The organism is Paraburkholderia strydomiana (assembly GCF_046030495.1).
GTDB lineage: Bacteria > Pseudomonadota > Gammaproteobacteria > Burkholderiales > Burkholderiaceae > Paraburkholderia > Paraburkholderia strydomiana_A.
Map to the genome: position 1 here is coordinate 276,428 of NZ_JAQQCJ010000004.1, position 21,820 is coordinate 298,247.

Annotated in this window: 18 protein-coding genes; 7 read left to right on the top strand and 11 right to left on the bottom strand. The window is 66.5% G+C overall.

The window, feature by feature from the left end; all coding sequences use genetic code 11:
* The 5 genes from PQQ53_RS08205 (at window position 1) to PQQ53_RS08225 (ending at window position 4,159) form a co-directional block, all read left to right on the top strand.
* Window positions 1-489 carry a hotdog family protein gene (locus PQQ53_RS08205; RefSeq protein WP_408152498.1) on the top strand — a complete coding sequence of 163 codons (489 nt, stop codon included), beginning with the start codon at window positions 1-3 and terminating at the stop codon, window positions 487-489.
* On the top strand, window positions 486-1,211 hold the full coding sequence (locus tag PQQ53_RS08210; RefSeq protein ID WP_408140822.1) for a 3-ketoacyl-ACP reductase FabG2: 726 nt from the start codon (window positions 486-488) through the stop codon (window positions 1,209-1,211). Before PQQ53_RS08205 ends, PQQ53_RS08210 begins: the two co-directional genes overlap by 4 nt.
* Complete coding sequence (locus PQQ53_RS08215; protein WP_408323627.1) at window positions 1,211-2,437, top strand: beta-ketoacyl-ACP synthase; 1,227 nt, start codon at window positions 1,211-1,213, stop codon at window positions 2,435-2,437. The genes PQQ53_RS08210 and PQQ53_RS08215 overlap by 1 nt, the downstream gene beginning before the upstream one ends.
* Window positions 2,434-3,675 carry a beta-ketoacyl synthase N-terminal-like domain-containing protein gene (locus PQQ53_RS08220; protein ID WP_408323628.1) on the top strand — a complete coding sequence of 414 codons (1,242 nt, stop codon included), beginning with the start codon at window positions 2,434-2,436 and terminating at the stop codon, window positions 3,673-3,675. The genes PQQ53_RS08215 and PQQ53_RS08220 overlap by 4 nt, the downstream gene beginning before the upstream one ends.
* A 61-nt stretch (window positions 3,676-3,736) precedes the next feature.
* Window positions 3,737-4,159 carry a signal peptidase gene (locus tag PQQ53_RS08225; RefSeq protein WP_408140827.1) on the top strand — a complete coding sequence of 141 codons (423 nt, stop codon included), beginning with the start codon at window positions 3,737-3,739 and terminating at the stop codon, window positions 4,157-4,159.
* A gap of 74 nt (window positions 4,160-4,233) precedes the next feature.
* On the opposite strand, the gene PQQ53_RS08230 is transcribed toward PQQ53_RS08225, so the two are convergent.
* On the bottom strand, window positions 4,234-4,974 hold the full coding sequence (locus PQQ53_RS08230; protein ID WP_408323629.1) for a class I SAM-dependent methyltransferase: 741 nt from the start codon (window positions 4,972-4,974) through the stop codon (window positions 4,234-4,236).
* 87 nt (window positions 4,975-5,061) lie between these two features.
* Here PQQ53_RS08230 and PQQ53_RS08235 point away from each other — a divergent pair, with 87 nt between their 5' ends.
* Entirely contained in the window at window positions 5,062-6,327 is a 1,266-nt protein-coding gene (locus tag PQQ53_RS08235; RefSeq protein WP_408323630.1) for an NAD(P)/FAD-dependent oxidoreductase, read from the top strand.
* A 125-nt stretch (window positions 6,328-6,452) separates the two neighbouring features.
* Here PQQ53_RS08235 and guaD read toward each other — a convergent pair whose 3' ends face one another.
* The 10 genes from guaD to PQQ53_RS08285 all read right to left on the bottom strand — a co-directional run bounded on the left by guaD (window position 6,453) and on the right by PQQ53_RS08285 (window position 19,819).
* The gene (gene guaD, locus PQQ53_RS08240) at window positions 6,453-7,826 is read right to left on the bottom strand and encodes a guanine deaminase (RefSeq protein WP_408323631.1); all 1,374 of its coding nucleotides are present in this window, start codon (window positions 7,824-7,826) and stop codon (window positions 6,453-6,455) included.
* Between the two features lie 82 nt (window positions 7,827-7,908).
* Complete coding sequence (locus PQQ53_RS08245) at window positions 7,909-8,967, bottom strand: adenosine deaminase (protein ID WP_408152503.1); 1,059 nt, start codon at window positions 8,965-8,967, stop codon at window positions 7,909-7,911.
* A gap of 53 nt (window positions 8,968-9,020) precedes the next feature.
* Entirely contained in the window at window positions 9,021-10,037 is a 1,017-nt protein-coding gene (xdhC, locus tag PQQ53_RS08250) for a xanthine dehydrogenase accessory protein XdhC (RefSeq protein ID WP_408140835.1), read from the bottom strand.
* 131 nt (window positions 10,038-10,168) lie between these two features.
* Complete coding sequence (xdhB, locus tag PQQ53_RS08255; RefSeq protein WP_408323632.1) at window positions 10,169-12,598, bottom strand: xanthine dehydrogenase molybdopterin binding subunit; 2,430 nt, start codon at window positions 12,596-12,598, stop codon at window positions 10,169-10,171.
* Entirely contained in the window at window positions 12,598-14,163 is a 1,566-nt protein-coding gene (xdhA, locus tag PQQ53_RS08260; protein WP_408323633.1) for a xanthine dehydrogenase small subunit, read from the bottom strand. The genes xdhB and xdhA overlap by 1 nt, the downstream gene beginning before the upstream one ends.
* 479 nt (window positions 14,164-14,642) lie before the next feature.
* On the bottom strand, window positions 14,643-15,152 hold the full coding sequence (locus tag PQQ53_RS08265) for a disulfide bond formation protein B (RefSeq protein ID WP_408140841.1): 510 nt from the start codon (window positions 15,150-15,152) through the stop codon (window positions 14,643-14,645).
* Between the two features lie 145 nt (window positions 15,153-15,297).
* The gene (locus PQQ53_RS08270; protein ID WP_408323634.1) at window positions 15,298-16,677 is read right to left on the bottom strand and encodes an amidase; all 1,380 of its coding nucleotides are present in this window, start codon (window positions 16,675-16,677) and stop codon (window positions 15,298-15,300) included.
* A 144-nt stretch (window positions 16,678-16,821) separates the two neighbouring features.
* The gene (locus tag PQQ53_RS08275) at window positions 16,822-17,502 is read right to left on the bottom strand and encodes a GntR family transcriptional regulator (protein ID WP_408140845.1); all 681 of its coding nucleotides are present in this window, start codon (window positions 17,500-17,502) and stop codon (window positions 16,822-16,824) included.
* Window positions 17,503-17,772: 270 nt separating this feature from the next.
* The gene (locus PQQ53_RS08280; protein ID WP_408140846.1) at window positions 17,773-19,125 is read right to left on the bottom strand and encodes an MFS transporter; all 1,353 of its coding nucleotides are present in this window, start codon (window positions 19,123-19,125) and stop codon (window positions 17,773-17,775) included.
* 7 nt (window positions 19,126-19,132) lie between these two features.
* Window positions 19,133-19,819 carry a DUF2848 domain-containing protein gene (locus PQQ53_RS08285; protein ID WP_408140847.1) on the bottom strand — a complete coding sequence of 229 codons (687 nt, stop codon included), beginning with the start codon at window positions 19,817-19,819 and terminating at the stop codon, window positions 19,133-19,135.
* Between the two features lie 206 nt (window positions 19,820-20,025).
* Between PQQ53_RS08285 and PQQ53_RS08290 the strand changes: the two genes are divergently transcribed.
* The gene (locus PQQ53_RS08290; RefSeq protein WP_408323635.1) at window positions 20,026-21,786 is read left to right on the top strand and encodes a cation:proton antiporter; all 1,761 of its coding nucleotides are present in this window, start codon (window positions 20,026-20,028) and stop codon (window positions 21,784-21,786) included.
* Window positions 21,787-21,820 lie beyond the last annotated feature (34 nt).

Below are 21,820 nucleotides of genomic sequence, written 5' to 3' on the forward strand. Positions count from 1 at the left end.
ATGGCGACGACGATGCCCACCTTCGAGCAACTCGCGCGGCAACCGATCGAAGCGATCATCCCGCATCGCGGCAGCATGCTATTGATCGACGCCGTCGACACGTTCGGCGAAGAAACGCTGAGCGCGCGCGCCACCGTGGACGCTCACGCATGGTATGCCGACGCCGATGGCGCGATGCCCGCGTGGATCGGCATCGAACTGATGGCGCAGGCGATCGCCGCGCACGTCGCGTTGCTGGCGATGCGCGGCGGCGGCCGCGCGCGGCCAGGCGTGCTGCTCGGCTCGCGCAGCTACAAGGCGTTGCAGCCGGCGTTCGCGGCCGGCGCGTGCCTCTCGATCCGCGTCGTCGAACTGCTGCGCAGCGAGGAGGGCCACGGCGCATACGAATGCACGATCCATCACGGCGACGTGGGTTGCGCCGAAGCCGTCATCAAGGTTTTTCAACCGCCCGATTTCCAGTCATTCATCGAAGGGAGTTTCAGTTCATGAGCCGGCGTGTTCTCGTTACCGGCGCAAGCCGCGGCATCGGCCGCGCGATTGCGTACAAGTTGGCGGCCGACGGCTTCGCGGTCTCCGTGCATTGCCGCACGGGACGCAGCGAAGCCGACGCGGTTGCGACGGGCATCGCCGCGCAAGGCGGCACGGCGCGCGTGCTCCAGTTCGACGTGCGCGAGCGCGCCGCGTGCCGCGAGGTGCTCGAAGCGGACGTCGCCGCGCACGGCCCCTACTACGGCATCGTGTGCAGCGCGGGCGTGACGCGCGACGCCGCGTTTCCCGCGCTCACCGAGGAAGACTGGGACATCGTGATCGAGACCGGTCTCGATGCGTTCTACAACGTCGTCCATCCGCTCACCATGCCGATGGTGCGCGCGCGCAAGGGCGGGCGCATCGTCACGATCGCGTCGGTGTCCGGGGTGATGGGCAATCGCGGCCAGGTCAACTACAGCGCGGCGAAGGCCGGGCTGATCGGCGCGACCAAGGCGCTCGCGGTCGAACTGGCGACGCGCAACATCACCGTCAATTGCGTCGCGCCGGGCCTGATCGAAACCGGCATGCTCGAGCAGATGCCGCTCGAACAGGCCTTGAAAACGGTGCCGATGAACCGCGTCGGCCAGCCTGCCGAGGTCGCCTCGGTGGTCGGCTTTCTGATGTCGGATGCGGCTTCCTATGTGACGCGCCAGGTGATCGGCGTCAATGGCGGGATGGTGTGATGAAACGCGTCGTCATTACCGGCATGGGCGGCGTCACCGCATTCGGCGATAGCTGGGACGTCATCGAAGCGCGCCTGAGAAGCGGCGAGAACGCGGTGCGGCGCATGCCCGAATGGGATTACTTCGAAGCGCTGCATACGCGGCTCGCGTGTCCGCTGCCCGAGTTCAACGTGCCCGCCCATTACCCGCGCAAGAAAACGCGCTCGATGGGTCCGGTGTCGATGTACTCGGTGCGCGCGAGTGAACTGGCGCTCGCCGACGCGGGGCTGGCGGACGACCCGAGCATCGCCGACGGCCGCATGGGCGTTGCGTATGGCTCGTCGTCGGGCTCGGTGCAGCCGATCCGCGCATTCGGCGCGATGCTCGAAACCGGCTCGATGGGCGGCGTCACGTCGAACAGCTACGTGCAGATGATGCCGCACACCACGGCGGTCAACGTCAGCCTGTTCTGGGATCTGAAAGGGCGGATTATTCCGACGTCGTGCGCGTGCGCATCGGGCAGCCAGGCGATCGGCTACGCGTTCGAGGCGATCCAGAGCGGCAAGCAGACGCTGATGCTCGCGGGCGGCGCGGAAGAACTGTCGGGCCCGGCGGTCGCGGTGTTCGACACGCTGTACGCGACCAGCACGCGCAACGACGAGCCGCATCTGACGCCGCGTCCTTTCGATGCCGCGCGCGATGGCCTCGTGGTCGGCGAAGGCGCGGCCACGCTGGTGCTCGAAGAATACGAACACGCGGTGGCGCGCGGGGCGCGGATTCACGCGGAGATCGCCGGCTTCGGCTGCAATTCGGACGGCGCGCACATGACCCAGCCGACCGCCGGCACCATGGCGTGCGCGATGCAGCTTGCGCTGCGCGACGCGCAACTGCCGCCTGAGGCGATCGCCTACGTGAACGCGCACGGCACCTCGACCGATCGCGGCGACATCGCCGAGAGCCATGCGACCGCGCAGACCTTCGGCGAGCGCATGCCGATCAGTTCGCTCAAGAGCTACGTCGGGCACACGCTTGGCGCGTGCGGCGCGCTCGAAGCCTGGTGGACCATCGAGATGATGAAACGCAACTGGTATGCGCCGACCTTGAACCTCGACAACGTCGATCCGGCCTGCGCGCCGCTCGACTACATCGTCGGCACGGCGCGCGAGATCGACGCCGAACATGTGATGAGCAATAACTTTGCGTTCGGCGGCATCAATACGTCGCTGATTTTCAGGCGCGTTCGATGAGCGTCGCGCTGCAACGCGTGGTCGTCACCGGCATGGGGATCGTGTCGTGCCTCGGCAATACGCTCGACGGCGTGGCCGCCGCGTTGCGCGCGGGCCGCTCGCGCATCGAGCGGGTCGACGCCTGGCGTGAGCGCGGGTTCGGCTCGCAGGTGGCGGGCGTCGCGTCAGTCGCGCACGAGCCGCCATTCGAGCGCAAGCTCGAACGCTTCATGGGCGATACCGCGCGCTTTGCCTGTCATGCGGCGCGCCACGCGATCGACGACGCCGGACTTGCGCCTGCTGCGTTGCGCTCGCCGCGCGCGGGAGCGGTAATCGGCTCGGGCGTCGGCACGTTGGCGAGCTACGACGCCGCGCTCGCGATCGCGCAGACGCGCGGCGTCGAAAAAGTGCCGCCGTACACCGTGCCGCATGCGATGAGCAGCACCGCGTCGGCGAACGTCGCGCAGGTGTTCGGGCTCGAAGGGGTGAGCTATTCGCCGTCGTCGGCGTGCACGACCTCGGCGCTCGCGATCGGTCAGGCGATGCAACTGATTCAGACCGGCCGGCAGCAGATCGTGCTGGCCGGCGGCAGCGAGGCGCTGCACGACAACACGACGCTGCTGTTCGACTCGATGGGGGCGCTGTCGCGGCGCTTCAACGACACGCCGCAGCACGCGTCGCGTCCGTACGATACACAGCGCGACGGCTTCGTGATCGCGTCGGGCGGCGGCGTGCTGGTGGTCGAAGCGCTCGATCACGCGTTGGCGCGCGGCGCGCGCATTTACGCGGAGCTGACCGGCTTCGGCGATTGCACGGACAGCGCGGCGATGGTCGCGCCGCGCGCGGCCGGCATCGCGCGGGCGATGCGCGGCGCGCTCGACGCGGCGGGCAACTGTCCCGATTACATCAACACGCACGCGCCGTCCACGCCGCTCGGTGACATCGAGGAACTGCGCGCGTTGAGTGACGTATTCGGCGCCGCGTCCGGGCAGCGCATACCGGCGTTTTCGTCGACCAAGGGGATGACCGGGCATTCGATCGGCGCTTGTGGCGCGCACGAGGCGATCTACACGCTCCTGATGATGCGCGATGGGTTCATCGCGGGTACGGCGGATATCGGCACGCCGGAGCCGGAACTGAGCGGTATGCCGCTCGTGCGGAGCGCGCACGCTGCGCGTATCGACACGGCGATGTCGGTGTCATTCGGGTTCGGCGGCAGTTGCGCGAGCCTGATGTTCGAAGCATGGCAGGGCGGTTGAATGGACCGACGACGCGGCTGAAAAAGCGGCCGCGACTTCAAAAATAACGAAGGTGACGACAATGAAAAAATGGGCTGCGCTGGGTGCGCTTGTAGCGGTGGCGTTGACGCAGGCGGGTTGCGCGACGCAGGTGAAGTCGCTGCCGTTCGCGGCGGCTGGTGGCGAATCGCGTGGTGAGGTGCCGGTGTTTTTTGGTCAGCAGGACCATCCGGCGGTGCAGAGCAAGGTGGGCGAGGTCGCGTATTCGGTGCGGATCGCACGCAAGGTATCGAGTCCCGAAGACGCATGCCACGAAGCGCTCGCCGAAGCGGTGCGCAAGCTGCGCGACGCCGCGCGCGAGCGTCATGCGAATGCGGTGATCGACGTGTCGACTCGTTTTCACAGCACCGAAACCAGTTCGTCGACCGACTTCACGTGCGGCGTGAGTCCGAGCGCCGCGGCGCTTGCGGTGCGCGGGCAACTTGTTGTGCTGCAAGCGCACTGAGTTGAAGCGAAACGGCGAAGACGGCATGCCGCCTTTGCCGTGCGCTGTGAGAAGAGGGCGCGCGGTAACCGGCTTTAGTCCGCCTTGACCGCAGCCTTGAGCGCCGCGACATTGACCAGCGTCTCACGACGCTTGCCCGGTTGCGGACGATACAGACCGAGCCGTTCGAGCAGACCGAAGTCTTTCGCGCGGCTCCACCAGAGATAAGGCAGCGAGACGTTGTGCTGGCCGAAGCTGAAGCCACCGCGGCGAATCATGTCGAGGTAGCCGTCGGCGCTCTTTTGCACCTGCATCGGATGACGGAACAGCAGCCGGATCACCCAGGACTTGATGTACGCGTCGGTCGATTCGGCGAACAGCAGGATGCCGCCCGGCTTGAGCACGCGGCGGAACTCGGCGAGCGCACGCTCCTGTTCGACGAGGTGATGGAAGGTTTGATGGCAGAACACGATATCGGCGCTGGCGTCGGGCAGCGGCAGCTTCGCGCAGTCGCCGTGCAGCAGTTCGATGTCGGCCAGCGTGGGGCGGCAGGCATGGGCCGCGTCGGCGGCAAGCGCGAGCGACGGCGCATGAAAATCGATGCCGACAATGCGGCGCGGCTTGAACGCATCGGCGAGCAGGCGAAACGAAATGCCTTGCCCGCAGCCGACGTCGACGATGACCGGTGCATCAGGCGGGGGCGCGTCGATCAAACGTTTGAGATCGTTGATCGCGACCCGCAGCACATGATGCTCCCAAGTGTGAGTGCGCAGGAACCAGATGCCGAAGGCCGTTTCCGGCACGAAGGGCACACGGGATGTTTCGGATGACGACACGCTGCCCTCCCCGGCGAAATGTTGTTCTTGCTGTCAGAGGCACGATTGTAACGAGAAGTAAGGGTGCGGCCTATTGCGGCGCCCCGCATGCAAACCAATGAGGCAATTTTGAGCACACCTTCATCAAGGCGCATGAGCGTCGATGTGGCGATCATCGGGGCCGGTCCGGCCGGCGCGGTCGCGGCCGCGCTATTGCGCCAGGCGGGCCGTTCCGTGCTGGTGCTGGAGCGTCAGCATTTCCCGCGTTTCTCGATCGGCGAGAGCCTGCTGCCGCAAAGCATGGCCTACCTCGAAGAAGCGGGCATGTTGCAGGCCGTGGTCGAAGCGGGCTTCCAGCACAAGAACGGCGCGTATTTCGTGTATCGCGACCAGTCGTCGTCGTTCGATTTCCGCGACAAGCATTCAGCGGGCTGGGGCACCACCTACCAGGTCGAGCGCGCGGTGTTCGACGACATCCTGATTCGCTGCGCCGCCGGGCAGGGCGCCGACGTGCGGTTCGGCCACACGGTGCGCGCGGTGCATACCGGGGCCACGCCGCTCGTCGACGTGATTGACGAGGCGGATCACGCGTATCAGGTCGAGGCGCGTTTCGTGCTCGATGCGAGCGGGTTCGGGCGCGTGCTGCCGCGTCTGCTGAATCTCGAATCGCCGACGCGCATGCCGACGCGCGCTGCGCTCTTCACGCACGTGCGCGACGGCATTCCGGTCGATGCGAGTGACCGCAACAAGATTTGCATCGCGACGCATCCGGAGCGCCGCGATGTGTGGTTCTGGATGATTCCGCTGGCGGGCGGACGCTCGTCGATGGGATGCGTGGCCGAGGCGAGCTTTCTCGACGTGCCGGAAGCAGAGCGCGACGCGACACTGCGCGCGCTGATCCAGCAGGAGCCGACGCTCAACCGTCTGATCGGCAGCGCGCCGTTCCTGATGCCGGTGCGGCATATCGGCGGCTATGCGGCGAACGTCGAGCGTTTGCATGGGCCCGGCTACGCGCTGCTCGGCAATGCCGGCGAATTTCTCGATCCGGTGTTCTCGTCCGGCGTGACGATCGCGCTACGCTCGGCGCACCTCGCGGCGCGCACGTTGAACCGGCAACTGGACGGCGAGACGGTTGACTGGTCGGTGGATTACGACGTGCCGCTGCGCAAAGGCATCGATACGTTCCGCGCGTTCGTCGAGCGCTGGTACACCGGCGAGTTGCAGGACATCATCTATTACCCGGACCAGGTGCCGTCGATTCGCCGCATGATCAGCGCGGTGCTGGCGGGGTACGCGTGGGACGAGTCGAATCCGTATGTTGCCGATCCGGTGCGGCGGCTCACTGCGCTGCATGCGGTGTGCATGCAGCGGTGAGCGGCGGCATCGTTTGAGCCGCCCGTTGAAGAGGTCAAATGAAAACGGCGCTTCCTGATCGAAGCGCCGTTTTTCATTCAGCGGCCCGAGCGAGGCCGCCTCGTCATGTCGCGATCAACGCGCACTCAGGCCGCAATCCTCGCCGCTCGCACCGCATGCTGCCGCACATCGTCGCGACGATGCACCCGCTTGCCGGCCGCATACGTTTCGTAGACCGCACGATCGTCGCCGAGCAGCGCGAACGCGAACAGCAGTTCCTCCAGCGATTCGGTGCGTGCGGTGCGGCGCGCGAGCAGCGGCGTCGCCTGCGGATCGAGCACCACGAAGTCCGCTTCCGAGTTCGGCTTCAACGTGCCGACCTTGTCCGCGAGATCGAGCGCAACGGCTGCACCTGCGGTCGCCAGATAAAACATCCGCGTCGCGCTCAGGTGGTGCCCGCCCAGCCGCGCGACCTTGTGCGCTTCGTTCATCGTTTGCAGCATCGAGAACGAGGTGCCGCCGCCGACGTCGGTCGCCAGCGCGATCGGCATGCCCGCCGCGTCGGCCTTGTCGAAATCGAACAGGCCGCTGCCGAGAAACAGGTTCGAGGTCGGGCAATGCGAGGCGACCGTACCGGTTTGCGCCATGCGTTGGCGATCCGCCTCGTCGAGGTGGATGCAATGGCCGTACACCGCGCGGCGGCGCAGCAGGCCGTAATGATCGTAAATGTCCAGATAGCTGCGGTGGCCGGGGAACAGACCCGCGACCCATTTCACTTCGTCGACGTTTTCCGCGACATGGCTCTGGACGAACACGTCCGGATGCTGGCGCGCCAGCACGCCGCACGCTTCGAGCTGCGCTTCGGTCGAAGTCGGCGCGAAACGCGGCGTGAGCGCGTACATCTGGCGCCCGCGATTGTGCCAGCGGCCGATCAGCTCCGCGCTGTCGTCGTAGCCCGATTGCGCCGTGTCGCGCAGGAACTCGGGGCAGTTGCGGTCCATCAGCACCTTGCCCGCCACCATCCGCAGGTTGCGCGCCTCGCTCTCGGTGAAGAGCGCGTCGGCGGACTGCTTGTGGACCGTGCAGTACACGAGCGCGGTGGTCGTACCGCACGCGAGCAGTTCGTCGACAAAGAAGCTCGCGGTGTTGCGCGCATACGCCGGATCGGTGAAGCGGCGCTCGGTCGGAAACGTGTAGGTGTCGAGCCACGGCAACAAACCCGGCGCCGGCGACGCGATCATGTCCGTTTGCGGAAAGTGAATGTGCGTATCGATGAAACCTGGCACGATCAGCTTGTCGCGCATTTCCTGCACCTGGGTGCCCGGCGCGAGCCGCGACGCGAGCGCCGCATACGCGCCCGCCGCGCTCACGTGGCCGTCTTCGACGATCAGCAGGCCGTCCTCGTGGAACACCGCCGCGTCGGGCGATTGCGCGGGGTCGCCGGTGAAGGTCAGCAGTTGCGCGCGAAATGCCGACTGCGCTGCTTTGGCCGGGTGGGCCGGGTTAGTCGCTTGAGTCATGGAAAAACCGTCTCCGAATGTGAAAAGCCGGGCGGCGCGGACGGACAAACCGTGCCGCCGCCGGCTGCCTTTTTCCGGCCCTTCAGTGCGGGCCGCTTTGATGCCAATGCGCGTCGAGCTTCGCGATCAGCGCGCCACGCTCCTGCGGCGTCACGAACGACGCTTCGAAGCTGTTGCGGATGATCGTGTACACCTCGGCGTCGTTGAGCTTCAACGCGTCGATGGTGGCGAGATAGTTGGCGTTCACGTAGCCGCCGAAGTAGGCCGGGTCGTCGGAATTCACCGTCACCGCGACGCCGCGATCGAGCAGGTCCTTCAGCGTGTGCTTGGTGAGGTCGTCGAACACGCACAGCTTCAGGTTCGACAGCGGGCAGACGGTCAACGCGACGCGCGAGTCGGCCAGACGCGTGACGAGCGCCGGGTCCTCGATGCTGCGCACACCGTGATCGACGCGGTCGACTTTCAGCAGATCGAGCGCTTCGTAGATATACGACGGCGGCCCTTCCTCGCCCGCGTGCGCGACGAGTTTCAGGCCGAGCGCGCGCGCCCTGGCGAACACGCGTTCGAACTTCGACGGCGGATGGCCGCGCTCCGACGAGTCCAGGCCAACACCGATCAGCCGGTGCCTGTACTGCTCGAACAGCGGCAACGCTTCGTCGAACGTGGCGAGCGCATCCTCTTCGGACAGATGGCGCAGGAAGCACAGAATCAGCTTGCTCGTCATGCCGCGTTTTTCCGCATCGGCGAGCGCGCGCTCGATGCCGGCCACGACGGTTGCGATCGGCACACCGCGTTCGGTGTGCGTCTGCGGGTCGAAGAAGATCTCGCTGTGAATCACGTTGTCGGCGAGACACCGTTCGACATACGCCATCGTCATGTCGTAGAAGTCCTGCTCGTGCAGCAGCACGCTGGCGCCCGCGTAGTAGATGTCGAGGAACGATTGCAGATCGGTGAACGCGTAGGCGGCGCGCAGCGCGTCGATCGAGTCGTACGCGAGCTTCACGCCGTTGCGCTCGGCGAGCGCGAAAATCAGTTCGGGTTCGAGCGAGCCTTCGATATGAATGTGCAGCTCGGCCTTCGGCGCGCGCGCGGTTTTATCGGCGAGCGAGGGGGAGATCGTGGTGGCGGTCGTGGTAGTCATGGTGGTTTGAAGTGTGTTGGAACCGTTGCGCGCCGTGCGTCGTGCGTCGCGTTTCAGACCGCTTGCGGCGCGTGATGCGTGCCCGCGTTCGCCTCGACGGCCTGCAGCACCTGCGCCGCCGCCGAGATCGCGATGATCTCCGGCGACTTGTCGACGATGCCGTCGACGCCGAGCGGACACTTCATCCGCGCGATCTGCGACGGGTCGATGCCGCGCGCCGCGAGCCGGTGCTCGAACTGCTTGCGCTTGCTATGCGAGCCAATCATGCCGAAGAACGCGAAGTCGCCGCGCCGCAGAATGCGCTCGGCCAGTTCGAGATCGAGCGCATGATTGTGCGTCATCACGATGAAGTACGTGTTCGGCGCGGCCTGGTCGATCGCTTCGTCGGGCGCGTCGTTCGGATCGAGCTTGACGTTCGGCGCGTGCAGCGATTCCAGCGGCGGGAATTGCGCGTCGCGTTCGTCGACCCAGCGCACGGTGCAGGGCAGCGTGGCCAGCACGCGCACCAGCGCGGCGCCCACGTGGCCCGCGCCGAACAGCACGACGGAGAAGTCACCCGGTGCGATGGTTTCGGTGAGCAGCGCGCTGCTGTCGTCGAAACCGGCGCCGTCCCACAGCAGGCAGTCGGCGGCATCGACGCCCGGCTCGGGCTCGGACAGCATCACGGCATCCGGCGCGGGGCCGAATGATACGCTACGCACCGTCGATTGACCCGCGGCCACGCGCTTCGCGAGCGAGGTGATCCAGCCGAGGTCGCCGATGTCGAGCCGCTCGAACGCGAGTATCACCGCGCCGCCGCAGCATTGGCCGAGGCTCGGGCCGAGCGCGAAACGCTCCAGCCGGCGCATATGCGGCGAGCGCATGCCGTCGCGCAGCACCTGGCGCGCGGTCTCGATCGCCTTCCATTCGAGGTGGCCGCCGCCGATCGTATGCTTGGCCGATTCGCGCGTGACGATCATCTTCGTGCCCGCCTCGCGCGGCGCCGACCCTTCGACGCGCGCGACCGTCACCAGCACGGCGGCGTCGCCGTGCGCGAGCAGTTGTTGCAGCTCAGGTAGCCAGGCTTGCATCCGGCGGTTCTCCATACGGGGCCGCACGGGGTGTCCGTGCGGCCGGTTGCGCTTTTGCGTGCGGCCTGATGCGTTCGTGTCGCGTCAGGCCGTGGGTTTGATTCATTCCGGTCATTCTATTGCGGTTGTTTTCAGGCCGTCGTGCCGATGCTCGTCTGCGTGGCGGATGCTTCGGCCGCATGGGCGGACTGCAACGCGTCCAGCGCATCGAGTATCGCTTCGGGCGTGGCCGGCGCCCGCAACGCAGGAGCAGGTTGCGCGCCTGGCACGGCGCAAGCGATCGCGTCGCGAATCGCAAGGAACACCGAGAACGGCAGCAGAAGCGGCGGCTCGCCGACGGCCTTCGAGCGGAACACGGTCGGCTCCGCGTTCTGGTTCTGATAGAGCTGCACGTGGAACGCGGCGGGCGTATCGCTGACAGCGGGAATCTTGTATGTGGACGGCGCGTGCGTCATCAGACGGCCATCGCGGTTCCACCACAGTTCCTCGGTGGTGAGCCAGCCCATGCCCTGAATGAAGCCGCCTTCCACCTGGCCGATGTCGATCGCCGGATTGATCGATTGGCCGGCGTCGTGCAGCACGTCCGCGCGCAGCAGTTTCCATTCGCCGGTCAGCGTGTCGATCACGACTTCGGACACCGCCGCGCCATACGCAAAGTAATAGAACGGATGACCGGTCAGCGTCTTCGCATCCCAATGCACTTTCGGCGTCGTGTAGAAACCGTCCGACCACAACTGCACGCGCGCGAGATACGCCGCGCCGACCAGTTGCTCGAAGGGCATTGCGCCGCCGTTCACCGACACTGTGCTGTTGGCGAATTGCACTTCCTGCGCATTGCCGCCGAGCTGTTTGGCCGCGAGTTCGGCGAGCCGCGCGCGAACTGTTCGCGCTGCCGCCTCGGCGGCTTTGCCGTTCAGATCGCTGCCGGTCGACGCCGCAGTCGCCGACGTATTCGCGACCTTGGACGTATCCGTCGCCGTCACACGCACGCGCGAGAGCGGCAAGCCGAACTGATTCGCGACCACCTGCGCGACTTTCGTGTTGAGCCCCTGGCCCATTTCGGTGCCGCCGTGATTGACGAGCACCGAGCCGTCCTTGTACACGTGCACCAGCGCGCCGGCCTGGTTCAGAAACGGCACGTTGAACGAGATGCCGAACTTGACCGGCGAAAACGCGATGCCGCGCTTGAGCACCGGACTGCTCGCGTTGAAGGCGGCGAGCGCCGCGCGCCGTGCGCGGTAGTCGCTGCTGTCGAGCAGCGCGTCGGTCAGCGGCGCGATGATGTTGTCTTCGACGCGCTGCCCGTACGGCGTCGTATCGCGCTCGCCGACGCCGTAGTAGTTGGCGAGACGCACGTCGAGCGGATCGCGGTTCAGCTGACGCGCGATGTCGTCGAGCAGCACTTCCATCACGAGCGCGCCTTGCGGTCCGCCGAAGCCACGGAACGCGGTGTTCGATTGCGTGTTGGTCTTGCAGCACAGCGCGACAATATCGACGTCAGAGAGGTAGTACGCGTTGTCGAAGTGGCACACGGCGCGTGTGGCGACCGCGCCCGACAGGTCGGCCGAATAGCCCGCGCGCAAAGCGATTTCGACGCGCGCGCCGAGAATGCGGCCGGTGTCGTCGAAGCCCGCTTCGTATTCGTAGACGGCGTCGTGGCGCTTGCCGGTGATCATGAAATCATCGTCGCGATCGGCGCGCAGTTTGACGGGACGGCGCAACAGCTTCGCCGCCAACGCCGCCACGCACGCGAACAGGGCCGACTGCGATTCCTTGCCGCCGAAGCCGCCCCCCATGCGCCGGCATTCGCACACCACGTTGTGCGCGGGCCAGTCGAGCATATGGGCGACCACTTGTTGCATTTCGCTCGGATGCTGCGTCGAACTGTAGACGAGCATGCCGTCCATTTCCTTCGGCACCGCATAGGCGATCTGGCCTTCCAGATAAAACTGCTCCTGGCCGCCCACTTCGAACGTGCCGCTGATTCTGTGCGGTGCGGCGGCGATCTTCGCGTCGGGCTCGCCGCGTTTCAGATGCAGCGGCGGCAGCACGAACTGCTTCGCGGCCTTCGCCTCGACGGGCGTGAGAATGGCGTCGAGCGGTTCGTAGCGGATCACGTCGTCGCTTTTCGCGAGCGCTGCCGCTCGGCGCGCCAGTTCGTGGCTCTCGGCGATCACCGCGAACACCGGCTGGCCGAGATACAGCACTTCGTCGACGGCGAGAATCGGGTCGTCGTGCAGCACCGGGCCGCAATTGTTTTCGCCGGGGATGTCCGCGGCGCTCAGCACCGCGATCACGCCGGGCGACTTCCGGACCGCGTCCAGATCCATCGACACGATCCGCGCGTGCGCATGGCGCGACAGGCCGAGCGCCGCGTGCAGCGTGCCTTGCAGTTCGGCGATGTCGTCGGTGTAGGTGGCTTCGCCGCTCACATGCAGAGCAGCCGATTCGTGCGGCAGGGACACGCCGATCGCGGCGTTGTTATCGCGTTCATGCGCGGCGGCGTGCTTGCTCGCAAGCGTCCCGCCCGCGTGTTCGACGAAAGCATCGGTGCGGTTCATCACGATGGCTCCTTCGCTGCGGCCGCATCCGGCGTCGCAGGCACGCCTGACACCGCGGCCGCGAAGCAGAACGCATTCACGTCGAGCAGCGCGAGCGGCGCTTCCTGGCGAGTTTCGAGGTGAAAGCGCCACAGCAGGTTGCGCGCCACCTTCAGCCGGTAGGCGCTCGACGCGCGCATGTCGGTGAGCGGCTGGTAATCGGCGACGAGTGCGTTCATCGCCTGGCGCGTGGTGCTTTCGTTCCAGGTCGCGCCGTTGAGCACGGCTTCGGTTTGCGCGGCGCGCTTCGGCGTGGCCGCCATGCCGCCGAAGGCGATGCGCGCGGCCTGAATCGCGCCGTCGTCGCCGAGATGCAGTGCGAACGCCGCGCATACTGCTGAGATGTCCTGATCGTAGCGCTTCGATACCTTGTATGTGCGAAAGCGCAGGTTGCCCGCCGGGCGCGGTACGCGCAGCGCCGCGACGAATTCGCCGGCCTTGAGCGCGGTTTTCTGATAACCGAGGTAGAACGCATCGAGCGGCAGCGTGCGGCTGGCCGGGCCGTGGCGCAGCACGACTTGCGCGTCGAGCGCGAGCAGCGCGGGCATCGAATCGCCGATCGGCGAGCCGTTCGCGACATTGCCGCCGAGCGTGCCGGCGTTGCGGATCGGCAGCGACGCGAAGCGCGTCCACAGTTCGGCGAGTTCGGGGTAATCGACGGCGAGGGCCGCGTACGCGTCTTCGAGCGTGACGGCTGCGCCGATCGTCAGCGTCTGCGCATCACGTTCGATGGTTTTCAGTTCGGCGACGTTGCCGATGTACAGGATGTCGCCGAGATCGCGGAACTGCTTGGTGACCCACAGGCCGACGTCGGTGCTGCCGGCGAGTAGCCGTGCCTGAGGATGGGCGGCACGCAGCGTGGCGAACGCGTCGAGCGTGACCGGCGCGCGGAAGGTGGACGAGCCGAACGCCGCGCCGCGCGCATCGGGTGCGCCGTATTCGAAGGTGTCGGGGCGTTGCAGGCCGCGCAGCGTGTCCGCGATGGCGGCGCGCTCCAGCGTCACGCGCGGGTACTGCGGGTAGTCGAACATCTTCTGCGACGCCTCGACGATCGGCCGGTAGCCGGTGCAGCGGCACAGATTGCCGGACAGCGCGGCGTTGATTTCGTCGCGGGTGGGCAGGCCGGCGTCGGCGGGCTGGTTTTCGTACAGCGCCCACATCGACATCACGAAGCCGGGCGTGCAGAAGCCGCATTGCGAACCGTGGCAATCGACCATGGCCTGCTGCACGGGGTGCAGCGCGCCGTCGGCGGCGCGCAGGTCTTCGACGGTGAAGAGCGCGCGGCCGTCCAACGTGGGCAGGAACTGGATGCAGGCGTTGACCGCTTTGAGCACGAGCGCACCGCGCGTGTCCAGTTCACCGACGACCACCGTGCAGGCACCGCAGTCGCCTTCCGCGCAGCCTTCCTTGGTGCCGGTGCAAAACGCATCCTCGCGCAGATGCTGGAGCACGGTGCGCGTCGCCGGGACGCCCGCAACCTCGCGGACGGACCCCTGGTGATAGAAGCGGATGGTTTGCGTTGTCATGGCGAATCCGAAAGACAGTGCGGACCGGGCGCGCGTTACGCATGGGGTCGCCAAAGCCGGCCTCGCGCACGTAGATCGCCATCCAGTTCCCAAGATAGCATTACCGCGGCCCGAAAATATTTCCCATGTCGCATGAAGCTTATTCGGCAGTGGTCATGAGCGATCCTCGCCTCAGTACGATTCGCGCGGGGCCGGGAAGTTGCGTCTGCGGGCGGGATTGGGCTACGGCCAGACAGGGGGGGCGGGTGACTGGCGGGCGCTTGCCGCTTATTGCGGGGTCTTTGGCGGGTGTTTGGCGGGTGATTGCCGAGTTGGTGCTGCGGTTTTTGCCGATTCATTGCCGGTCATCGCAAAGACGCTCGCACAAGCTGCGCGGATGCAAAAACGCCGGACTTCGGCCGCCGCGAACGGCGACGCGAAGTCCGGCGTGGTGTCGGGACGGGAAGCGGGGGAGCGGAGGCGGGAGGCGGGAAGCGCGATCAGGCGATCCGGCGGCGATTGCGGACCAGGCTCAGCACCAGCGGAATGAACGCGAGCACGAACGCGACCAGTGACCACATCGGCAGCGTCAGGCCGAGAATCGGCGGATAGGCCGTTTCGCACAGGCCGGCCACCTTGAACACGCCCGGCAGCCAATGAGCGGGCGGCAAACTGTCGACCACCGGCTGCAGCGCGTCGAAGCCGCAGCTAAAGCCCGGATTGGCCTGGACATACACGTGCCGCGCGGCGGTCACGATGCCCGCGAGCGCCGACAACGCCGCCAGCAGTTCCAGCAGACGCACGCCGCGCCAGTGGTTGAAGCGGGCGCCGAGGAACGCGAAGATCGCAATCAGCAGGAAGAAATAGCGCTGGATGATGCACAACGGGCACGGGTCTTCGCGCAGGAAGTACTGCAGGTACAACGCGCCGCCCACCAGGGCGACGCAGATCAGGCCAAGCAGAACCAGCAGGGAGCGCTCGCGGCGCAGCATTGCAGTGTCGTTGTTCATGGATCGTAGGGCGGTCTGAAGATAAAAGGGCAGGTGCCCGCGATTCTAGCGCGAACCCCTGCCCCGACGCTTAGCGCACTATTGCGTTCGCTGGACCGCCGAGTCACCAGGCCACCCGGCATTTCACTCGCCGTGCCCGTCCCGCTCAACGAATTGCATTCAGCACCGCCTGCGCGCCGCGCCCGATCGCGAGCAGCGCATCGTCGGCGTGCGGCGCGCCCGCCAGCATCAGCCCGACCGGCGCCTCGCCGCGCAGATGGCAGGGCAGCGACAGCGCGCAGGTGTCGAGGAAGTTGAACACGCTCGGGTTGCGCAGGATCAGCGCATTGGTGCGGCCAAAGGCGTCGTCATCGTGGATCAGGTCGGCCACGCGCGGCGGCAGTACCGGCACGGTCGGCGCGACCACCGCGTCGAAGCGCTGCCACAGCGTGCGCGCGGCGTCGTCGAGCATCGCCTCGCGTTCGGCGAGCAGGTCCAGATAGTCGACGGCGCTGGCCGGCTGGCCTTTGAGAATGCGCGTGAGCACGCGCGGGTCGTATTGCTCGCGATGCTTGTCGAGCAGCGGCCGATGCCACGCATACGCTTCGATCGGTGAGAAGCCGAAGCGGTTGATCTCGGGCAAACGGTCGAGCGGCGCGAAACGCACTTCGCTGACGATCGCGCCGGCCGCCTCGAGGTGCTTGAGGGCGGTGTCGATCGCGGCGGCGACCGCCGGCTCGACGCCGTCGGTGACGAAGTTAGTCAGCACGCCGAGGCGCACGCCTTCGAGCGGCCGCGCGGCCGGAATGCGCGGCTCCAGCCCGGCCAGCATCCGGTCGACCAGCGCGCAGCACGCGACCGACACGCCGATCGGCCCGAACGAATCGAGCGTCGTCGAGAGCGGCACGCCGCCCTGTTTCGGGATGCGCGAGGCGGTCGGCTTGAAGCCGGTCAGGCCGCACAGCGCGGCCGGGATGCGGATCGAGCCGCCGGTGTCGGTGCCGAGCGCGAAGGCTGCCATGCCGTCGGCGACCGAGGCCGCCGCGCCCGACGAGGAGCCGCCCGAAATCCGCTCGTCGCCTTTCACGTTGCGCCGGTACGGCGAGAGCGGATTGCCGTAGTGCGGGTTCAGGCCGAGTCCGGAAAACGCGAACTCGCTCATGTTGGTGCGGCCGACGATCACCGCGCCGGCCCGCTTCAAACGCGCGACCGCGACGGCGTCCGTTTTCGCCGGCGGGGCGTCGGCGAGCACGACGGAGCCCGCGCGGGTCGGCTGGCCTTCGATGTCGAACAGGTCCTTGACCGACACCGGAATCCCGGCGAGCGGCGAGAGCACGGTGCCAGCCGCGCGCAGGCGGTCGTGCGCGTCGGCGGCGGCGCGGGCGCTGCCGGCGTCGACGTGCATAAAGGCGGCCGCGCCCTGGCCGGCCGGGTCTTCGATCCGTTCGAGCGCGGTTTCGACGAGGGCGCGGCTCGTGGTGCGTCCGGCAGCGAGGTCGGCGGCAAGCTGGGCAAGCGGCGGGAAGGGCGTGAATTCAGTGGCCATGATGTCGGTGAGAATCCGGTTGAACCGGGCGAAGCCGGTTGATCAAGGAATGCGGCAGATAAAGGCGGCTAATGAAGATGACAAACAGGTGTGCGCTTGAAAACGGTTGCCGTGATGCACCGTGATGCGTGCGCCCCGGATGCTTCAGATGCGGTTGAAGAGCGTCGCGCGGAACGCCTCGATATGCTTCTGCACTGACTGACGCGCGCCTTCGGCATCGCGCTCGCGCAGCAGCCGGAACAGTTCGAGATGTTCTTCATGGACGTCTTCGAGATGATGCGGCTCGGACAGCGAAATGAACCAGAAGCGCAGCGAACGTTCATGCAGCCCGCGCAGGATGTCGGCGAGCACCGGGTTGCGCGAGGCGGCCGAGATGGCCAGATGAAATTCGCGGTCGATGTCCATCATTCCTTCGATGTCGTGCGCGGCGACGCATACCGACGAGCGGTCCAGGAGCGCCTGCATCGCGTCGTAGTCGTGCTGCTGCGCGTGGCGCGCGGCGAGTTCGACGCAGTAGCTTTCGTTGACGAGACGCACGTCGATGATCGCCAGCACGTCGTCGAGCGAAACCGGCCGGACCATGATGCCCTTTCTCGGCATGATGGTCAGCATGCCTTCGTGCACGAGGCGATGCAGCGCCTGGTGGACCGGCGTTCTGCCGATCCCGGTGAGCGCCATCAACTCCGCTTCGTTGAGCACCTCGCTCGGCCGCAGCCGCATCGTGATGATCTCGCGCTTGACGAACGCATACGCCTGTTCGGCGAGGCTCGCGGCGGCGCTCGCGCGGGTGGGCTGGGAAGGGCGGGCAATCTGCTGGAGCGTCATGGGTCGAGCGGGCGGGCGGTGTCGTCCGCATTGTAGTGCAAGGATTTGCGCGCACGGGGCGGGCGGTACGCAGGGATGTCGGGCTGCGCGTCGCGTGTGTGGCGTGCGCGGTGAGCGCGGCGGGCGGACATCGCCGCGATCGCGGTTCGAGGGCGTGCCGGATGCGCACCACACCGCGTGTGCTGCGCGTTAGCCGTCAGGTCACCTGCGCCACGCATCCGTGTCGACCTCCGCGCTGCAAACATGATTCCGGCGCGCTTCATGCCGGGCTCACGCACGCCCCGGCGCAACCTGTGCCGCATGCTGCACCTTCACGCGCGGCATCATCAAGGTGACCAGCCCGCCGACGGTCAGCGCCCCCGCGATCAGCACCAGCCCGAACGTCACGCTATGCGTCGCGTCCTTGACGATGCCGAGCACGTACGGGCTCACATAGCCCGCGAGGTTCGCGATCGAGTTGATCACCGCGATACCCGCGACGGCCGCCGTGCCTTGCAGGAAAGTCGTCGACATCGACCAGAAGATGCCGAAGCCCGCGAGGATGCCGATATACGCGATCGACAGGCCGGTGACGGCGAGCGGAATCGAGTTCGTCACCGATGCGCTGCCGAGCAGCCCCGCCGCGCCGATGAAGCAGCAAATCGCGTAGTGCCAGCGCCGCTCGCCGGTGATGTCCGACGAGCGGCCGATCAGGATCATGCCGATGCCCGCGGCGAGGTACGGAATCGCGGTGACGAAGCCGTTGGTGACGAGGTTCGTCACGCCGAGATCCTTGACGATCTGCGGCAGCCAGAACGAGAAGCCTGCATTGCCGGTGACGAGGCAGAAATAGATCAGCGTGAGGAGCCAAAAACGGCCCGAGCGCAACGCGACCGCCAGACTGTGCTCGGCGCCGGCCGCCGTGGCCGCGCTGTTTTCCCGCGCGAGGCGGCTCGTGATCACGCGCTTCTCGTCGGTGCTGAGCCACGCGGCTTCGGCGGGCGTGTTGCGCAGGACGGCGAGCGCCCAGAAGCCCGCGAGGATCGACGGAATGCCTTCGATCAGGAACATCCACTGCCAGCCGCGCAAACCATGCGCGTCATGCAGCGCCGACATCAGAAAGCCCGACAAAGGCGCGCCGATGATGCCCGCCACCGGAATCGCCGCCATGAACACGGCGACCATGCGCGCACGCCGGTCGGACGGAAACCAGAAGGTCAGATACAGCACCACGCCCGGCACCAGCCCGGCTTCGGCCACGCCGAGGAAAAAGCGCAGCACGTAGAACATCGTTTCGCTGCGCACGAACATCATCAGGCACGACAGCAGGCCCCACAGCATCGTGATGCGGGCGATCGTGGCGCGCGCGCCGAACTTCTTCAGCAGCAGGTTGCTAGGCACTTCGAACACGAAGTAGCCGAAGAAAAAGATCCCCGCGCCGAGTCCGTACGCCGCGTTCGACAATCCGAGGTCGCCGGTGAACTGCAGCTTCGCGTAACCGATGTTGACGCGATCCAGATATGACAGCACGTAGACGAGAAACAGGAACGGCATGATGCGCCAGGTGATCTTGCGCAGCGCGGTGGCTTCGAGCAGCGCGTCGGAAGACGCGTCGGCATTGACGGCGGGCGATGGGGAGCTCATGGGTGCCTCATTCGACGATAGCTAGCGCGCGCACGCGATAGGCGTGGCGCAGCGTGCGGTTCAGGACGGGATCGTGCAGTTCGAGTTCGAGCGCATCGCCATCGGCCATCCCGACGATCCCGCCTTGCACCGCCAGCGTGCCGCAGAACATCGCCGCGCCGGCGTCGAGCGGCGCGCGCGCGAGCAGCTCGGCGGCCGGCAGCAGCGACGCGACGCTGCCTTGCTGATAGACGCGCCGCTCGCCGTTCGCGACGGCATATGCGCGCATTTCCAATTGGTCCCAGTGGCCGGCGACGTCGTCGAAACGCCATGCGTCGCGCGCGAGCGGTTTCGGGCAGACCTGTTTGGAGACGGTCACGCCGTAAGCCTCGACCTCGCGGTCGGTATGGTCGGAGCCGATCGTCACGAGCAACCCCGCCGGCGTTTGCAGCAGCACGCACTCGGCTTCGCCGCTGGACTTCACGCCGACCACGTCGATCTGCTCGGCCTGCGTCAGCAGTTCCGCGCCGAGCCGATAGAAACACGGCGTGGTGGACGGCCGCTTCACGCCGAGCTCGGCCAGCTCGGCTATGTGGTGCTCGATGGCCGCCTGATCGCGCCCGGCCCACCCGGCGATGGTCAGACGGCTCACTTCGACCCGCTCCGCACGGCTCTGACCGGCGCACTCTACAACATGGAAAGACAACGGCTGCATCACTCGGCTCCAGAGAAAATATTCGACAGATATTATTGTGATATTTCACAGGAGTCCAGCGTGTCAAAAATATTCCGGCGCCCATGCGTGCAACGGGCGCTGTCTATCGGGGAATCCCAGGCCCTTCGGCCCTTTGCGCGATCCGGCGGGGCGGATGCGGCTGGTACACTGCCTCTTTAAGATTACTTTTTGTAAGGGATGCATTCATGCACCAAGGCATTGGCTTCATTCAGGACCTGGCGGTCGTGATGGCGCTCGCCGGCGTCGTCACCGTGCTGTTCCATCGCCTGAAGCAGCCGGTGGTGCTCGGTTATATCGCCGCGGGCGTGATCATCGGGCCGTACACGCCGCCGTTCCAGCTGATCCACGACGAGCAGACCATCCAGACGCTCGGCGAACTCGGCGTGGTGTTCCTGATGTTTTCGCTGGGACTCGAATTCAGTTTGCGCAAGCTCTTCCAGGTCGGCGCGACGGCGATCGTCGCGGCGCTTTCCGAGATCGTGCTGATGCTGTGGATCGGCTACGAGATCGGCAGCGCATTCGGCTGGAGTCCGATGGATTCGCTGTTCCTCGGCGCGATCCTCGCGATCTCGTCGACCACCATCATCGTCAAGGCACTGTCCGAGCTGGGCTTGAAGCGCGAGGGCTTCGCGCAACTGGTGTTCGGCATTCTGATCGTCGAGGACATTCTCGGCATCGCGATGCTGGTGCTCCTGACCGGCATCGCGCAGACCGGGCAGTTGAGCGCCGGTCTCGCGATGGTCACGCTCGGCAAGCTGCTGCTGTTCATGACGGTGTCGCTGCTGGTCGGCGTGCTGGTGGTGCCGCGCGCGCTGAACTACGTGGCGCGCACGCGCAGCGACGAGATGCTGCTGGTGTCGGTGCTCGGCTTTTGCTTCGGCTTCTGTCTGCTGGTGGTCAAGCTCGACTACAGCATTGCGCTCGGCGCGTTCCTGATCGGCGCGATCATGGCCGAGTCGCGCCATCTGCATCGGATCGAGCATCTGATCGCGCCGTTGCGCGACGCCTTTTCCGCGATCTTCTTCGTGACAATCGGCCTGATGCTGAACCCCGCCGTGCTGCTCGACTACGCGTGGCCGATCGCGGTGATCACGGTGGCGGTGATCGTCGGCAAGATCGTGTCGTGCGGGCTCGGCACCTTCCTCTCCGGGCAGGACGCGCGCACGTCGATGCGCGTGGGCATGACCGTGTCGCAGATCGGCGAGTTCTCGTTCATCATCGCGTCGCTCGGCTTGACGCTGAAAGTGACGAGCGCGTTTCTCTATCCGATCGCGGTCGCGGTGTCGGCGCTGACCACGCTCTTCACGCCGTATCTGATCCGCGGCGCCGATCCGCTGACCCGGCGCCTCGGCCAGGCGATGCCGGCCACGCTCGCCAACGTGTTCAGCCTGTACGGGCAGTGGCTGCGCAGCCTGAGCACAGGGAGCGGCGAGCCGACGCTCTTTAGCATGACGCGCAGGATCATCGTGCAGATCGCGGTCAACCTCGCGCTGGTCGCCGCGATTTTTCTCACCGTGTCGTACAGCGCGCCTTATACCGGCAAGCTGCTCGCGCACTGGCTGAGTTCCGAGCCGATGCAGCGCGCGGTGCAGTGGAGCGTCGCGCTGGTCGTGTCGCTGCCGTTCCTCGTGGCGGTTTATCGCAAGACCAAGTCGCTCGCGCTGCTGCTCGCCGAAGTCGGCGTGCAGCCGGCGACGGCGGGGCGCTTCACGAGTGCGCTCCGTTACGCGATCTCCGATCTGGTGCCGGTGGTGTCGATGGTCGGCGTGTTTCTGCTGGTCGCGGCGCTGTCGGGCAGCATCCTGCCGCCGACCGGCCTGCTCGCCGTGGTGCTGGTCTGCGCGGCGGTGCTGCTCGCGCTCGTGTGGCGCTGGTGCGTGAAGATTCACGCGTCGATGCAGATCGCCTTGCGCGAGACTTTCGAAGATCAGCCGGATCATGAGTGATCGGGATGCGTGCCGCGCGCCCCACGGGTTTGCC

Bases quoted from the DNA above. Each gene is read 5' to 3' on its own strand.
- PQQ53_RS08225 (WP_408140827.1), top strand. From the start codon at position 3,737: ATGAAAAAATGGGCTGCGCTGGGTGCGCTTGTAGCGGTGGCGTTGACG.
- PQQ53_RS08210 (WP_408140822.1), top strand. From the start codon at position 486: ATGAGCCGGCGTGTTCTCGTTACCGGCGCAAGCCGCGGCATCGGCCGC.
- PQQ53_RS08245 (WP_408152503.1), bottom strand. From the start codon at position 8,967: ATGACTACCACGACCGCCACCACGATCTCCCCCTCGCTCGCCGATAAA.
- PQQ53_RS08280 (WP_408140846.1), bottom strand. From the start codon at position 19,125: ATGAGCTCCCCATCGCCCGCCGTCAATGCCGACGCGTCTTCCGACGCG.
- guaD (WP_408323631.1), bottom strand. From the start codon at position 7,826: ATGACTCAAGCGACTAACCCGGCCCACCCGGCCAAAGCAGCGCAGTCG.
- PQQ53_RS08205 (WP_408152498.1), top strand. From the start codon at position 1: ATGGCGACGACGATGCCCACCTTCGAGCAACTCGCGCGGCAACCGATC.
- xdhB (WP_408323632.1), bottom strand. From the start codon at position 12,598: ATGAACCGCACCGATGCTTTCGTCGAACACGCGGGCGGGACGCTTGCG.
- PQQ53_RS08290 (WP_408323635.1), top strand. From the start codon at position 20,026: ATGCACCAAGGCATTGGCTTCATTCAGGACCTGGCGGTCGTGATGGCG.
- xdhA (WP_408323633.1), bottom strand. From the start codon at position 14,163: ATGACAACGCAAACCATCCGCTTCTATCACCAGGGGTCCGTCCGCGAG.
- PQQ53_RS08285 (WP_408140847.1), bottom strand. From the start codon at position 19,819: ATGCAGCCGTTGTCTTTCCATGTTGTAGAGTGCGCCGGTCAGAGCCGT.
- PQQ53_RS08265 (WP_408140841.1), bottom strand. From the start codon at position 15,152: ATGAACAACGACACTGCAATGCTGCGCCGCGAGCGCTCCCTGCTGGTT.
- PQQ53_RS08235 (WP_408323630.1), top strand. From the start codon at position 5,062: ATGCAAACCAATGAGGCAATTTTGAGCACACCTTCATCAAGGCGCATG.
- PQQ53_RS08270 (WP_408323634.1), bottom strand. From the start codon at position 16,677: ATGGCCACTGAATTCACGCCCTTCCCGCCGCTTGCCCAGCTTGCCGCC.
- PQQ53_RS08215 (WP_408323627.1), top strand. From the start codon at position 1,211: ATGAAACGCGTCGTCATTACCGGCATGGGCGGCGTCACCGCATTCGGC.
- PQQ53_RS08275 (WP_408140845.1), bottom strand. From the start codon at position 17,502: ATGACGCTCCAGCAGATTGCCCGCCCTTCCCAGCCCACCCGCGCGAGC.
- xdhC (WP_408140835.1), bottom strand. From the start codon at position 10,037: ATGCAAGCCTGGCTACCTGAGCTGCAACAACTGCTCGCGCACGGCGAC.
- PQQ53_RS08220 (WP_408323628.1), top strand. From the start codon at position 2,434: ATGAGCGTCGCGCTGCAACGCGTGGTCGTCACCGGCATGGGGATCGTG.